Origin of the sequence: Geomonas subterranea (assembly GCF_019063845.1) — a bacterium.
GTDB classification, from domain to species: Bacteria; Desulfobacterota; Desulfuromonadia; order Geobacterales; family Geobacteraceae; genus Geomonas; species Geomonas subterranea.
The window spans coordinates 3,527,670-3,542,126 of sequence record NZ_CP077683.1 but is presented as its reverse complement, the minus strand read 5'-3'; the positions used below and the strand labels follow the sequence as shown (position 1 = coordinate 3,542,126).

Sequence of the window (14,457 nt, the reverse complement as noted above, 5' to 3'; positions counted from 1 at the left end):
AAAACCGCAAGACTGAACTGAAAACCATTGGCAGGAGAACTTCTGGGACCATCTGAAAAGAAAGAGACAAAGCTTTAGGTTTTAAACCCGAAGCCTTGTCTTTTGCCTCTCTCGGATTTCCTCAGATTTTCTCCGTGGCCAATGGTTTTTTAGGTTTCAAGGAGGGAAGAGGATGAAGTTTCCGGTGTCTGAACTGATAGAGGGGGTCCACCCGCCGCCGATCTCGGAGGTCAAGGGATGGCTGGCGGCCGCCAATCCCAAGCTCTCGCTGATCGACCTCTGCCAGGCGATCCCGGATTACCCGCCCCCGCCGGAGCTGATCGACCACCTGGCGCAGGTGATGCGCGACCCGCTCACCTCCCGCTACAGCATCGACGAGGGGCTCCCCGAGGTGCGCGAGGCGGTCTGCCGCGGCTACAGAAAGCTCTACGACGCCCGCATCGAACCATCCCAGATCTGCCTCACCATCGGCGCCAGCCAGGCGCTGTGGCTCGCCATGGTGACGCTGTGCCGCGCCGGCGACGAGGTCATCGTGCAACTGCCGGCCTACTTCGACCACCCCATGGCGCTCGCCGCCCTGGGGATACGCGCCGTTTTCGCCCCCTTTGACGAGTCGACCGGCGGCCTCCCCGACGTCGCCGCCATCGCCGGTCTCGTCACCGCGAAGACCCGCGCCATCCTCCTCGTCACCCCCAGTAACCCCACCGGAGCGGTGATCCCCCCCGAAACCGTGCAGGAGCTCCACGAACTGGCCCGCCGGCGCAACGTGGCGCTGGTGCTGGACGAGACCTACAACAGCTTCATCACCGGCGGCGTGCGGCCTCACGGGCTGTTCCGGGATCCCTCCTGGGGGGACCACTTCGTCCATATCGCCTCCTTCGGCAAGACCTTCGCGCTCACCGGGTACCGGGCCGGGATGCTGGCCGCCTCGGAGAGGTTCATCGGGCACGCCCTGAAGGCCCAGGACACCATGGCGGTCTGTCAGCCCCGGGTCACCCAGCACGCGGTGCAGTACGGCTTCGACCACCTTTCCGGGTGGGTGGCGGAGAACCGGGTCATGATGGAGCGGCGCCACGAGGTGTTCCGGGGCGAGATGGCGAAGCCGGGGAACCCGTTCCGGCTGGTGGCGAGCGGTCCCTTTTTCGGCTGGGTCGCGCACCCCTGTGCGGGGAGGAGCGGCCGGGAGGTGGCGAAGCGGCTGGTCGAGGAGTCGGGAATGCTGCTTCTCCCCGGCGAGGTGTTCGGGCCGGGGCTGGAGGGGTATCTTAGGCTCGCCTTCGGGAACATCAGGGAGGAAACGATACCCGAGGCGGTGCAGCGGTTCAGGGAGTTCAAAACTGAAAACCAGAACCATTAGCCACGGAGGAAATCTGAGAACTTCCGAGAAAAACAAAAAGACTTAAACAACAAAACCACTGGCAGGGAGAACTCCTGAGGACGTCTGAGAAAAGCAACCAGGCAAAGCTTTTGGTTTAAACCAGAAGATTGTTTTTGCCTCTCTCAGATTTCCTCAGATTTTCTCCGTGGCCAATGGTTTTGTTTTTGTGTTTATAGCGCTTCCTGCAAGAAATCGATCAAACCGTCGTTCACCTCTTCGGCATGGGTCCAGTTCAGGCCGTGCGGCGCGCCCGCGACCACGATGAGACGGCTTCCCTGCAGCGCTTCATGGGTGCGACTCCCGGTGGCCGCGAAGGGGAGGATCCGGTCGTCGTCGCCATGGATGACCAGGGTCGGGATCTTGATGCTCAACAGGTCCTCCCGGAAATCGGTAAGCCAGGAGTCCACGCAGGAGAGCGTCGCGATGGGGGAGGCCTGCGCCGCTATGTTCCAGCTAAGACGCAGCGCCTCTTCGCTCACCTTTTTCCCCCCGAAGGCGTACACGTTGTAGAAGTTGCCGAGAAAGCTGGTCAAAAAGGAGAGCCGGTCGCTCCTGATCCCCTGCCGGATACCCTGGAATACCTCCCCTTCCACCCCCGCGGGGTTATCCGGCATCTTCAGCAGAAACGGCGTCACCGCCGCCATGAACACCGCCTTCCGGATCCGCTCCGACCCGTAGCGACCCAGGTAGCGCGCCACCTCGCCACCTCCCATTGAAAATCCCACCAGTACCGCGTCGCGCAGGTCGAGCGCGTTCAAGAGCGCGTTGAGATCGGCGGCCAGCGTGTCGTAGTCGTAGCCGCTGGAGGGCCTGCCCGACTGGCCGAAGCCGCGCCGGTCATAGGTCACCACCCGGTATCCCGCTTCCAGCAGGGATGGGACCTGCCTCTCCCAGGACCTCCCGCTGAGCGGCCAGCCGTGGATCAGCACCACCGGCTGTCCTTCACCCAGATCCTCGTAATACAGATCGATACTGCTGGAGTTCTCCTTCCCCACGGTGATGTAGCTCATCGTACCTCCTTGGCTTCCGCACCCTGACGGTGGCGGACAGCGGTTCTCCGGCGGCCGGATCCTGCGCAAGCTGTTCAGATACAACATTTCAGGGACAAGTCAATGACACATCTTGTGATGGGAAGGGAATGTGAGGGAGGTGCGTATAGGGAGGGGAGAGATACCCGGCTCCGCCCAGGTTGGTGAGAAAGGCGGAGCCGGGGAGGGTGATCAGCTTTTGGAGGCGTCCAATAACGCCGCGATGAAGGCGGGATCGGCGAAGAGTTTCTGCATCCCCTGGGCGAGGGCCTGCTCCAGGGCGAGCCGCGCATTGTCACCACCGGCGATCATGCCGTTGCGCTCGGCTCCCTCGGTCATGTACTGGCGGGAGAAGAGCAGGTTCCCTTTCTTGCCTTTAACCGTGACGCCGAGGCTGCACTCGGCGAGGGCGTCGACGGAAACGAAGCCCATCTTGAAGTCGCTGTAGAACTTGTTCAGCTCGGCGTCCACGGTGACCAGGGCCTCGGGGCCGATGGCGAAGCCGCGTGCCTTCAGCTCCTGCTCCAGAGCCTTCTTGAACGTAATGTTCACGTCCTCGGCGGTTATGATGCGCGCCATTTCCATGCCGAAACCGTTCTTCTTGCAACTGACCTTGTCCTGGATGAGCCGGTTGTCCTTTACCTTAACGTCCACCACCACCGACTGGGCGCCCTGCAGGGGGGTCACCCCGGTCTGGGGCTGGTAGTTCACCGCTATGGTGTCTGTCGTAATGGCGCACCCGCTAATACCCATCACAGCGATAGCCGCCAACCCCAGTACTACTAACTTCTTCTTCATGTTCCCTCCTCCGTAATGAATGTAGCTGCCCGCTTCGTTGGGCACCGCACGCATGAGTGCCGTTCGCCGCCAACTGGAAATGATCACGAGCACTTATCGCGCCCATAGTAATATCCTCTGGCCCCAAAGTGAAGAAGAAACAATTACCATTTCGAAAACCCTGAGACAGCCATCTCTCTCCCCCGGGACATGCCCAGGTGAGAAGCTCATCCCCACCCTGAGATTAACTTCACGAAGGGGTGCAAAAAAACATCCACTTGTCACAAAGCGTATACGGGGGGTGCGGATCTATGGCTGGAGCGGATTTACCCCCGCTGCGCCTGCGGCGGCACCTTCTATTCGCGACAGCCGTCGCTGCCACGCTCCGCACGTTCCTCTGCCTGTAACAGCCTGATATTTATGAATAAAAAATTTTTCGCCATTGTGGCACGGTCCCTGTAATTACTTGGGCATTGGTTCAGCCAAAAAGGGACTGAAACTGTGATCGAAACGGTGACATGACAACTACAGGGCGCAAAGGAGGAAACGGTTATGAGGCGATTAATAACGATGACAGTGGGACTGATACTATCCCTTTCGCTGGCGGTAGCCGCGAATGCAGCTCCGGCCGGGAAGGGCGCGGCTCCCAAGACGGCAAAGGGAATCCAGAATGCCAAGAAGGTAGCGCAGGCCAAGATGGAACGAAGCAAGAAGATGCAGGAATTGGAAAAAAGAGGACACGCGAAGAGACAGCAGGCGATGAAGAAGTAAACCAGCAAAGAAACGACCTTGATATGTAAAAAGGAGGAAGTTATGGACAGGCTGAGAACGACATTGGTAGCGTGCCTGGCGACGCTGGTGATCACGCTGTGGGGACTGGCTCCCCCACCGGCACAGGCCATCGATGAAACGAAAGTCCCTCATTATTTCGGACCGGCTCCCAACTGGGCGCTGAGCCCGCTGCCGACGGTCGACCCGGTCACCGGCGCTGCTTCCGGCGGCATCAAGAAGTTCGTGAACCGCCTGCCGGGGTTAGGCGAGGCGAATGCCAACGACCTGGGCCAGTACCTCCCGGTAGCGGTCGCCGACACCACCACCTATCCTGACGCCGACTACTACGAAATCGGCGTGGTGCAGTACCGCCAGAAGATGCATTCCGACCTGCCGCCGACCCTGCTGCGCGGCTACGTGCAGCTCTCCACCACCGTGGTCCCCGGCCAGCAGGTACCCCTCTCCAACGCCCTGGTTGACGGCAGCACGGTTTCCATCGCCGGCTACACCGGCGTGACCCCCCCCAACTACCTCGGACCCGTCATCGTGGCGCAGAAGGACCGTCCGGTAAGGATCCTGTTCCGCAACCTGCTGCCCAAAGACGCAGGTGGCGACCTGTTCCTCCCCGTTGACGCGACCATGATGGGTTCCGGCATGGGGCCGATGTCGATGGTTTCCCCCACCGACTCCGGCGCGGTCACCGACACCGTGCGCAACCCGCTGTGCACCGCCAATCCGAAATCCGACATGTGCTTCAAGGACAACAGGGCAACTCTGCACCTCCATGGCGGCGTGACCCCCTGGATCAGCGACGGTACGCCGCACCAGTGGACCACTCCGAAGGATGAGATGACCCCGTGGCCCGCAGGCGTCAGCGTGAAGAACGTCCCCGACATGCCCGATCCGGGCCCGGGTGCCATGACCTTCTTCTACACCAACCAGCAGAGCGCGCGTCTCATGTTCTACCACGACCATTCCTGGGGCATCACCCGTCTCAACGTCTACGCGGGCGAGGCTGCCGGCTACATCATCCAGGACCAGACCGAACAGGCGCTGCTCACCAAGGGGCTCATCCCCGGGCCGGACAGCACCATCCCGCTCATCGTCCAGGACCGTACCTTCGTGCCGCAGGGTGACAAGGTTGCCCGCACCGGCCAGCTCTACGACCAGGACCCGACCTGGGACGCCGACCGCTGGGGCGGTTTCGGCAACCTCTGGTACCACCACGTCTACATGCCGGCGCAGAACCCGAGCGACCCGAGCGGCATGAGCGCCTTCGGCCGCTGGATGTACGGCCCCTGGTTCTGGCCCCCGGCAAAGCCGATGTACCCGCCGATCAAGAACCCGCGTTACAACATGGACCCGGCGACCGCCTTCACCACGCCGCTGCCGGTTGCCTGCAACCTGAACGATCCGGCCACCTGGCAGTACCAGACCGACCCGTTCTGCGAGCCTGAGCTGATCCCGGGGACTCCGAACATCTCCGTCGGGATGGAGCAGTTCAACGACACTCCGGTGGTCAACGGCACGGTCTACCCGTACACCACGGTTGATCCGAAGGCGTACCGCCTGCGCATCCTGAACGCCGCCAACGACCGCTTCTTCAACCTGCACATGTACGTCGCCGACGCCAACACCGCCAGCGCCTCCCTCAATGCCGACGGCAACCCGATCGGCGGCACCGAGGTCGCCTTCAAGGCAGCCGAACTGGCAGCGGCACAACTCGACCCGAACGTATTCCCGACCCCGGACACCAACCTCTCCCCGAAAGGTCCGGACTGGATCCAGATCGGCAGCGAGGGTGGCTTCCTCCCGGCACCGGCGGTAATCCCGCCGCAGCCCATCACCTGGATCACCGATCCCACCAGGTTCGACGTGGGTAACGTGGACCAGCACTCCCTGGCGCTGGCACCGGCCGAGAGGGCCGACGTGATCGTCGACTTCTCCAAATACGCAGGGCAGACGCTGATCCTGTACAACGACGCCCCGGCGGCCTACCCGGCCCGCGTGGCGAGCTACGACTACTACACCGGCTCCCCCGACCTCTCTCCGGTCGGCGCTCCCGGCGTAATCCCCGGTTACGGCCCGAATACCAGGACCGTGATGCAGATCAGGGTCAACCCGCTTCCCGACCCGACGGTTACCCCGGCCCCCTTCGACCTGGCCGCGCTGCAGACAGCGTTCGCGCACCAAGCCGACGGCTCCGGTGTCTTCGAGTCCGGTCAGCACCCCATCATCGTGGGGCAGGCCGCCTACAACACGGCCTACGGCACCACTTTCCCGGCCGCCAGCTGGTGCAACGCACCTGGCAGCACCAACCATTCTTGCGACGGCTTCGCCCGCATCTCTGATCAGGGCGGCGACCTGTTCGGCTTCAACACGCTGCTCGGCCCGGCCACCAAGCTCCAGATCCCGCTGCAGCCCAAAGCACTGCATGACGAGATGAACGCGGTTGCCTTCGACGAGTTCGGCAGGATGACCGCCAACATGGGTCTCGAGGCAGTTCCGGCCGCCCCGGGCGCACAGAACGTGATCCTCTACCCGTACGTCAACCCGGCCACAGAGCTGATCGACGGCACCAACCTGCCCAAGGGGGACGTGAACGTCACCCCGATCTCGACCCAGGACGGAACCCAGATCTGGAAGATCACCCATAACGGCGTGGATACCCACCCGATCCACTTCCACCTCTACGACGTGCAGGTGCTCAACCGCGTGACCTGGGACAACATCATCATCCCGCCGGACGCCAACGAACTGGGCTGGAAAGACACCGTGCGCATCAGCCCGCTCGAGGACACCATCGTAGCCCTGAGGCCGATCGTTCCGACGCTGCCGTTCGAGATCCCGAACAGCGTAAGGCTCCTCAACCCGATGATGCCGGCCGGCTCCACCGCGATGTTCGAGCCCACAGACGTCTCCGGCAACCCGACCAACCCGATCATCAACCAGCTGGTCAACTTCGGTTGGGAATACGTATGGCATTGCCACATCCTGAGCCACGAGGAGATGGACATGATGCGTCCGGTCTCCCTGGCCCTGCCGCCGAAGCAGGCTGACGGCCTCGCCTTCACCACTACAGGCTCCGGCAACAAGGCACGGCTCACCCTGACCTGGAACGACAACTCCATCACCGAGACCTCGTTCGTGGTGCAAAAGACCACCAACGGCACCACCTGGACCAACGTTGGCACCATCGCCTCTCCGCTGGACCAGGCCAACACCACCGGCGTCAAAACGCTGCAGGACCCGGCGGTCTACAACCCCAACGTGGTCGCGAAGTACCAGGTAGTGGCGCAGAACACCGTCGGGTACGGCGGCCAGATGCCGAGCCTGACTGTGAAGTCGGTTTCCGCACCGCTTCTTACCGGCACCGTGCCGGCTGACCCGACCAACCTGACCGCAACCCTGGTTGCCGGACCGAAGGTCACCATCACCTTCACCGACAACGCCATCACCGAGACCGGCTTCGTGCTCGAGCGTTCCGTGAACGGCGGCGCCTTCGTCCAGATCGCCGCGCTCCCGGCCCGCAGCAACACCGGCAGCGTGAGCTACACCGACAACCTGACCCTCTCGGCGGCCGATGCCACTTACGCCTACCGTGTCGCGGCGGTCAACGTCGCCGGCCTCTCCGGCTACGCGGTTTCCCCGACCATCCTGCTTCCGGCACAGCCGGCGGCCCCGGGGAGCTTCACCGCCGTCAGCGGACCGAACACCGGCAACAGCAGGAGCGTAGTCCTGAATTGGCAGGATCTCTCCAGCAACGAAACAGGCTTCACCATCCAGAGAGCCACTGACTCTGGCTTCACCAAGAACCTGAACAGCGTCACCGTCAATGCCGGGGTGACCACCCTGACCCAGACCGGGCTCGCCCGGAACACCAACTACTGGTACCGGATCAGGTCCAACAACGGCACCATCGTTTCCTCCGGATGGGTGAACGCCGCTCCGTTCCCCATCACCACCAACCCGTAGCATCAGCCGTCCTGCCTGGGGAGGAGGTGCTGGTCCTCCTCCCCGGGGATTTTTTTCCCCAACCAGCAGTAATGCAAAAGGCCCCCTGGCATCAGCAAGGGGGCCTTCGCTTTGTCTGGCGCGCGGTCCAGGTCAGACCCGGAACCACTCCACCATCCCCTTCAGATCTCCGGCCAGGCGGGAAAGTCCGTCCGAGGATTCCCGGATGCCGCTGCAGGCGGCGCGCAGTTCGCGGGTCAGTCCCGCGATCTCCTCCACATTTTCCCCCACCGCAGCGCTGGTCGCCGACTGCTCTTCGGTGGCGACGGCGATGCGCCGCACCATGTCGTGCACCTGGGCCACGTAGGTTGCCATCCGGTCGATCGCCTCCTCCGTGCCCTGAACCCGGCTCATGATGGTGTCGACCGAGGACCGTTCCTCGCTCATCTTGCGCACCGAGCGGTTCACGCTTTCCTGCATCGCCTTCACGGTGTGGTCGATCTCGGCGGTGGCCGCCGCGGTCCGCTCTGCCAGTTCCCTCACGTTGTCGGCGACCACCGCGAATCCCCTCCCCTGTTCCCCGGCACGGGCGGCCTCGATGGCGGCATTGAGCGCCAGGAGGTTGGTCTGGTCGGCGATGTCGCGGATCAGGACCCCGATCTCGCAGATCTGTGCCGACTGCCCGCTCAACTGCTCCACCATCCCTGCGGTTTCGGCAAAGGTATGGGCGAAGCTCTGCAGCTGTTCGGCCGTCTGCTGCATCGCCTGTTTCCCCGCGAGCGCTATCTCCTTCATGGTGTCCGCGGCGCTGGCCGTTGCCGACGCGTTCTGGGCCATGTCCACCGTGGTGGCCGTCATCTGCGACATGGAGAGCGCCGATTGCTCCACCCGGTGCGCCTGGCGCGCCGCTCCGTCCTCAAGAACGCCGGCCGTGGCCGCCATCTGCTCGGAACTGCTGGCGAGGGTGCAGGTGGCATCCCCGATCCTGCCGACCACGTCCCTGAGGCTGGCCAGCATGCGCGACATGGCAAGCTGAACCCGTCCCACCTCGTCCTTTCTGTCCGCGGCGATGGTGACGGCCAGATTCCCTTCCGCCGCCCGCTCCGCCAGGTCGGTCAACTGCGCGATGGGACGGGATATGCTCCGGAAGATCCAGATGCCCACCACGTTCCCCAGCAGCCCCGTGCCGACGGCAATCACCAGGATCAGGATCATGCTGAAGCGTATGGTCCGGTTCACGGTCCCGATCGCCTGCTCCTGCCCCTCCTGCGCCGCGGATACGGTCCGTTTCCCCATTTCGGCCTGCTTCGCCACCACTTCCCGCAACCGCGCCGCCCCCTTGTTGGCTTTTTCCTCCAACTGCATCTTCTGGCGCAGCTTGACCATGATGCCGTCTTGCGCGAAAACCGTGGAGCGGATGCCGGCCAGGGAGGCGCTCACGCCACCCAGGATGCGCAGCTCTCCTTGGGCCCCGGCGGCTTTGAGCTGCGCCGCCACGGATTTCTCCACCTGACCCAGCCTGTCGTAGCGCCGGTTGAACTCGGCGGCGACCGCGTCGAGCTCGCCGGGGGTGTTGGCGAAGAAAAAGCGCCCCGACAGACCTTCGAGCGATTTCCCCAGGGACACGAGCTCCGTGTTGATGGAGAGGACGTTGACGGCGGCGTTGGCCCGCGAGAGGTAGCCGGGGAGCTTCCCCGAGATCCTCCCCACCAGCAGCTGGGCCTTGTCCACCTCATCCTCGATCTCGTCGTCCACCTCGCTCAACGCCTCGAGCGCCTCCTTGAGCTGCGCTTCGCCCCGGCGCGGGTCCCCTCCTTCAGCTAAAGTCTTCGCGAGCAGGTCCGCCTTCGCGCTGAACGCGGTGAACTGGCCGCCGATCCGGTTGTTGTGCCGGATGTTGCTGTTTTGCTGCACCTTCTTCATGGTGCTCGCGTACTGGCTGAAGGTCTGCTTCTTCTCGGGCGCCCGCTGCATGTCGTAGAGAAGGAACCTCAGCTCCTTGAGGGAGACCTTCAGCGTCTCGATGCTGGCGATGTTCTTGGATGTCTTGTCGGCCTCGTCGTTGGCCGTGGCGTAGGCCGACGAACTGGAACGCTGCAAGAGGCTCACCTTGGCCTCCAGGTCCTGGAGCCGGGTACCCGCCTCCTGCCCTTTTTGCAGTATGAGCGCATGTGCCTGGGCCGATTCCCGCTGGGAAGCGAGCCGCGCGGTCATGGTGGCGTAGAGCTCCCGGGCGATGTCACCGAACTCGGCGGAGGCTTCCAGTTTCTCACCGGATATGGCTTCCAGCTTCTCCTGCGCGCCGCGCACCTCGGCCAGCGACTTCTCCGCCTCTTGTTTCGCCGCCGCGAACTCGGCCTCGTTGTGGGCAGCCGCAACCTTGACCAGGTCGGCGGTCGCACCCTGCAGCGCCCGCTGGAACTCCATGGTGCGCAGTTGGAACGGTGTGCTTTTCTCGGTGAGGTAGGAGAGTTTGCCCCTGATCGAATTCATGCTGAGGAAGCTCGCGGCGGAAACGGCTGCAACGGCCAGCAGTACGATGCCGGCGTTGAGGATCAACTTCGACTTGATGGTCATGGCAAGGCTCCTTGGTCACGCGTAAAACTCCGTCCCGGGAGACTGGATATTTCCGCGCGACTTACGGGGCTTTTCGGCGCGAGCCGGGATTTCTTAAGAAAGGACCCTTGGCAATTTCAGGAGGAATAAATGGAGAGGGCGTTGCGGATTACCCTACGGCTTGCGCGATAGCTCCGCTCCCCTGGCGGAAGGGGGTAGGGGGGAAGGTGCCGCACAGGGAACTTCTCGTGGTCAGCCAGTGGTGCCAAGCCCGGCGGCTATGGCGTTGACGGTTTCAAGAAGCCGGAACAAGAGCCCTCCCGACATCGCCGTGTCGTGCCGCCCGGCGTCCTGGCGCCATTGATGCAGCAGGGCGATCTGGCGCTCGTGCAGCACCTTGAGCGCGTCCTCGCGCCGCGCCAGCGAGCTGTGCACGGCGGCGCGCCGCTCGGCCAGGGAGCCGCCATAGATCTCTTCGAGCATGCTCACGGTGCGCAGGTACTCTTCGCTGATGGCGGTGAAGATCGGCTCCCGGATGGCTTCGTCGTGTACCAGCCCGGCATAGCTGCGCATGATGGCGACATTGGCGCTGGCGACGCTGGTGGCGGCGTTGCTGATGATGTAGTGCAGCACGGTCCAGCTCTGACAGTTGCGCACCAGTTCGCCGAAGGTGGCGGCATCTTCTCTCATGAGTTCTTCCAGCGCGAAGCCGATGCCGTACCAGCCGGAGAGGAAGTAGCGGGCCTGGCTCCAGCTGAAGACCCACGGGATGGCCCGGAGGTCGCCCAGGCTCGGCTGCGCCGTGCGGCGCGCGGGGCGGGAGCCTATGCTGCTTGATTCGATGACGTCGATGGGGGTGGCCTGACGGAAAAAGGTGACGAACCCCTCGCTCGCCAATAGCCGCTGGTAGGCCAGGCGGCTTCGCTGCGCCAGCCGGTCCATCACCGGTTCCAGCGGGTGCCCCGGGCCGGGCCCGCCGCGCTGGGGGATGCTGACGCCGGCGGTCCCTGCGAGCAGGAGTTCCAGGTGGTAGGCCGCGTTCAGCGGGTTGGAGTACTTCTGCGAGATGACCTCCCCCTGCTCGGTCAGGCGCAGGTCGCCTGACGCCGACCCCTCGGGGAGCCCGCGCAGGAACCGGCTGGTGGGGCCGGCGCCGCGGCTGATGGTCCCCCCCCTGCCGTGGAAGAAGCGCAGGCGGACACCCTGGCGCCGCGCGACCGCCAGCATCGCCTCCTGGGCGCGGTAGAGCCCCCACAGGCTCGCCATGATCCCGCCGTCCTTGTTGCTGTCGCTGTAGCCGACCATCACCTGCTGCACCGGATGCACGCCGCAAAGGCGCGCCTGGGTGCGGCGGGTCATGGGATGCCCCAGGAACTCTTCGAGGATCCGGGCGCTCTGGTCCAGGTCCTCGATGGTCTCAAAGAGGGGGACCACGGGAAGGAGGCAGGCCAGCCCCTGTTCCGTAGTCACCATGAGCCCCGCCTCGCGTGCCAGGAGGTAGACCACCAGGAGGTCGGAAGCCGAGCGGGTCATGCTGACGATCAGGGCCCCCAGCGACTCCGGGCCGTAGCTCTGGATCTGGGCCGCCAGCACGCGGTAGCAGCCGATGACGCTTTGCGCCTCCCGCCCGGGCTGCGCGTCGGGGAGGAGGAAGGGGCGCGGCGAGGCGAGTTCACGGTTGAGGAAGGCGAGGCGCTCCGGTTCCCGCCACTGGGAAAAGCCCTGCTGCTCCACTCCCGCCGCGGACATGAGCTGCTCCACCGCCTTGTCGTGAAAGGCGCTGTTCTGCCGTATGTCGAGGGAGGCCAGGTGGAAGCCGAACACCTCCACGCTGCGCAGCACCGGCACCACGTCGGCGAGGGCCAGCCGGGTCGCGCCGGTTGCCACCAGGGTGTCCCGGAGCAGGCGCAGGTCCTCCTCGAGCTCCGCAGCCCGGCAGTAACGGGAACCGGAGTCGCCGCAGAGGGTCTCCTCCTGTCCGGTAACGTCAACCGGCAGTTTCGCCTTCATCAGGTTCACCAGCTGCCGCCAGGGCTCCTCGGGGTTGCGACGGAGCGCCTCGGCGCCCAGAGCCCCGGTGGGCGCGGCGAGTACCTGCAGGCGCCTGGAGAGCTCGGGGGGCGGGGGGAGCAGCAGGCGTGAGATACTGAGCCTGCTGCCGAGGGTGGTAAGCTGGCCGTGGATCAGCAGCAACGCGTTCAGCCTGAGTTCCCTCAGGGTGGCGGCGGTGACCTCGGGGGTGACCAGCGGGTGCCCGTCGCGGTCCCCCCCGACCCAGGTGCTGAAGGAGACGCGCGGGAGGCGGTCGGTGAGCGGCGAGAGGGGCCTCGTGAGACCCGCCTCGCGCCATGCGTGGCAGATCCTCTTGTCCAGGATCGGGATCACCTGCGGAAAGATCTCGCGCAGGTGGTAGATGATGGTGGCGAGCTCGTTCAGGACCTGCGGCTTCTCCAGGTGAATCTCGCCGGTCCGCCACAGCCGCTCCAGCATGGCCACGATCTCCTCGCGGATCTCTTCCCGCTCCAGCGGGGTCCAGACCGTGTTCTCGCGCTTCACCAGCAGGAGGTAAAGCTCGCGCAAGTGCCTGAGGACAGAGGCCCGCTTCGCCTCCGTCGGGTGGGCGGTGAGGACCGGCTCCACCCTGATCTGGCCCAAAAGGTCGGCGATCTCTTCCTGAGGCACCCCGCCGCGGTTCAGCTTTTCCAGCACGCGCCCCCAAAGGCCCGGCTCGGCCACCAGCCCCTGGCCCGTCTCCACCCCCCGCCGCGTCTGCACCGCGAAGTTCTCCTCCGCCATGCTGAGGAGCTGGAAGGCTATCGACCAGGCCCTCACGAACTTGCAATCTTCCGACGGCGTCACCGACCCCGACTTCGGAAGGCAGGCCGCGATCTGCGACTCGCCAAGGCCGTTGAACATCTCGGCCAGGCACTCCATCAGGTAGTCCAGGTCGCGCTGCAGTTTCTCCGGTATTGCCGTGTCGCTAGCGGGCATGACGGCACCTCGTTAATGCAGTCCCCTGCGCGGGGAGCGGGTATCGGGCGGAGCGCCAGAGATGAATGATACCGTAGAATGCGCCCCTGGGAATGGCGGAGCGGAAGGCGCGGCTTGTTCATGTGAAGACCCTTATGGTAAGGTCTTATTAAGGGAGGCAAAGGAGGATTATTATGAAAACGATACTGCTCGTGCTCCTGATCATCATAGCGGTCATCCTGACCATCTGGCTTTTGGTGATTCCCGCGGAAGTGCTGATCGGTTCCTTCAAGGCGTTGCGCCACGGCGAGTGGCGCGGCTGGAGACGCGACAAGCCCCGCTAGGGAGCGTCGAAGAACTGCGGATATGAAAAGGCCCTTGGCTGTCGCCAAGGGCCTTCGTTTTGGGCAAACGGTTCCGGTCGATGAGCGTTAGGGCACGCTGGTGAAGTCGTCGCGGTGAAAATCTTCCGTCGTGCCGTAAGAGTACGAGAAATTGACCCGCTTGACGGTTTCCAGCCGGACCATCGGGATGTCGATGGTGAACGGTTCGCTCCCGGTGAAGCGTCCGTCGACGTTCTTAGTCCCCTTCCCGATCTCCTTGCCGCTTTCATCCAGGAGTTTTGCCGTCAACTGCAGCGAGGTGTAGGGGAGATCCGGCCGCACGTTCCTGAGGGTCCCGTCGATGCGAACGCCCTTGTCGGTGCTTTCCGCTTTCCAGGAGATGTCGAGTTCGTGATTGGTGAACTGGTGGGTGCTGTAAGCGGGATTGGAATCCTGCTTCGCGCGCGGCACCGCACAGGCGCAGGTGAGAGAAAGAATCGCGATCGCCAGTAAAAGCTTCTTCACCATAAGTCACCTCCGCATTTTGATAGGGAACCCCAGTGAGTGTAACGCCCATATCAACGTATGCAATGTGACTTTTCCCGGTGATGCCTTCGAAATTTCCGACTGATTGACGTGGCAATATGGGCTGCCGGGTGGCCAACGGGCCTGGCTACAAAAAAACAGCGGGGCGTCAGGT

Annotated in this window: 9 protein-coding genes; 4 read left to right on the top strand and 5 right to left on the bottom strand. The window is 63.8% G+C overall.

Features of this window, described 5'->3' with window-relative positions; all coding sequences use genetic code 11:
- Positions 1–172 precede the first annotated feature (172 nt).
- Entirely contained in the window at positions 173–1,357 is a 1,185-nt protein-coding gene (locus KP001_RS15420) for an aminotransferase (protein ID WP_217286478.1), read from the top strand.
- 191 nt (positions 1,358–1,548) lie between these two features.
- Here KP001_RS15420 and KP001_RS15415 read toward each other — a convergent pair whose 3' ends face one another.
- Both KP001_RS15415 and KP001_RS15410 read right to left on the bottom strand, forming a co-directional pair.
- Positions 1,549–2,388 carry an alpha/beta fold hydrolase gene (locus KP001_RS15415; RefSeq protein ID WP_217286477.1) on the bottom strand — a complete coding sequence of 280 codons (840 nt, stop codon included), beginning with the start codon at positions 2,386–2,388 and terminating at the stop codon, positions 1,549–1,551.
- Positions 2,389–2,598: 210 nt separating this feature from the next.
- On the bottom strand, positions 2,599–3,204 hold the full coding sequence (locus tag KP001_RS15410) for a YajG family lipoprotein (protein ID WP_217286476.1): 606 nt from the start codon (positions 3,202–3,204) through the stop codon (positions 2,599–2,601).
- Positions 3,205–3,735: 531 nt separating this feature from the next.
- On the opposite strand from KP001_RS15410, the gene KP001_RS15405 reads away from it, so the two are divergent.
- Both KP001_RS15405 and KP001_RS15400 read left to right on the top strand, forming a co-directional pair.
- Entirely contained in the window at positions 3,736–3,954 is a 219-nt protein-coding gene (locus tag KP001_RS15405; RefSeq protein ID WP_217286475.1) for a hypothetical protein, read from the top strand.
- A gap of 42 nt (positions 3,955–3,996) precedes the next feature.
- A complete protein-coding gene (locus KP001_RS15400) occupies positions 3,997–7,929 on the top strand; it encodes a multicopper oxidase domain-containing protein (protein WP_217286474.1) in 3,933 nt (1,310 codons plus the stop codon).
- A 132-nt stretch (positions 7,930–8,061) separates the two neighbouring features.
- Here the strand turns inward: KP001_RS15400 and KP001_RS15395 are convergent, their stop codons facing one another.
- Together KP001_RS15395 and KP001_RS15390 are read right to left on the bottom strand one after the other, a co-directional pair.
- On the bottom strand, positions 8,062–10,485 hold the full coding sequence (locus KP001_RS15395; protein ID WP_217286473.1) for a methyl-accepting chemotaxis protein: 2,424 nt from the start codon (positions 10,483–10,485) through the stop codon (positions 8,062–8,064).
- 231 nt (positions 10,486–10,716) lie between these two features.
- Positions 10,717–13,455 carry a phosphoenolpyruvate carboxylase gene (locus KP001_RS15390; protein WP_217286472.1) on the bottom strand — a complete coding sequence of 913 codons (2,739 nt, stop codon included), beginning with the start codon at positions 13,453–13,455 and terminating at the stop codon, positions 10,717–10,719.
- A 173-nt stretch (positions 13,456–13,628) separates the two neighbouring features.
- Here KP001_RS15390 and KP001_RS15385 point away from each other — a divergent pair, with 173 nt between their 5' ends.
- Positions 13,629–13,778, top strand: coding sequence for a hypothetical protein (locus KP001_RS15385; protein WP_217286471.1), 150 nt, complete (start codon positions 13,629–13,631; stop codon positions 13,776–13,778).
- Between the two features lie 87 nt (positions 13,779–13,865).
- Here KP001_RS15385 and KP001_RS15380 read toward each other — a convergent pair whose 3' ends face one another.
- Entirely contained in the window at positions 13,866–14,285 is a 420-nt protein-coding gene (locus KP001_RS15380) for a hypothetical protein (RefSeq protein WP_217286470.1), read from the bottom strand.
- Positions 14,286–14,457: the final 172 nt, after the last annotated feature.

Excerpts from the sequence above, each read along its gene's own strand:
- KP001_RS15410 (WP_217286476.1), bottom strand. The coding sequence starts at position 3,204 with ATGAAGAAGAAGTTAGTAGTACTGGGGTTGGCGGCTATCGCTGTGATG.
- KP001_RS15405 (WP_217286475.1), top strand. The coding sequence starts at position 3,736 with ATGAGGCGATTAATAACGATGACAGTGGGACTGATACTATCCCTTTCG.
- KP001_RS15390 (WP_217286472.1), bottom strand. The coding sequence starts at position 13,455 with ATGCCCGCTAGCGACACGGCAATACCGGAGAAACTGCAGCGCGACCTG.
- KP001_RS15400 (WP_217286474.1), top strand. The coding sequence starts at position 3,997 with ATGGACAGGCTGAGAACGACATTGGTAGCGTGCCTGGCGACGCTGGTG.
- KP001_RS15420 (WP_217286478.1), top strand. The coding sequence starts at position 173 with ATGAAGTTTCCGGTGTCTGAACTGATAGAGGGGGTCCACCCGCCGCCG.
- KP001_RS15385 (WP_217286471.1), top strand. The coding sequence starts at position 13,629 with ATGAAAACGATACTGCTCGTGCTCCTGATCATCATAGCGGTCATCCTG.
- KP001_RS15380 (WP_217286470.1), bottom strand. The coding sequence starts at position 14,285 with ATGGTGAAGAAGCTTTTACTGGCGATCGCGATTCTTTCTCTCACCTGC.
- KP001_RS15415 (WP_217286477.1), bottom strand. The coding sequence starts at position 2,388 with ATGAGCTACATCACCGTGGGGAAGGAGAACTCCAGCAGTATCGATCTG.
- KP001_RS15395 (WP_217286473.1), bottom strand. The coding sequence starts at position 10,485 with ATGACCATCAAGTCGAAGTTGATCCTCAACGCCGGCATCGTACTGCTG.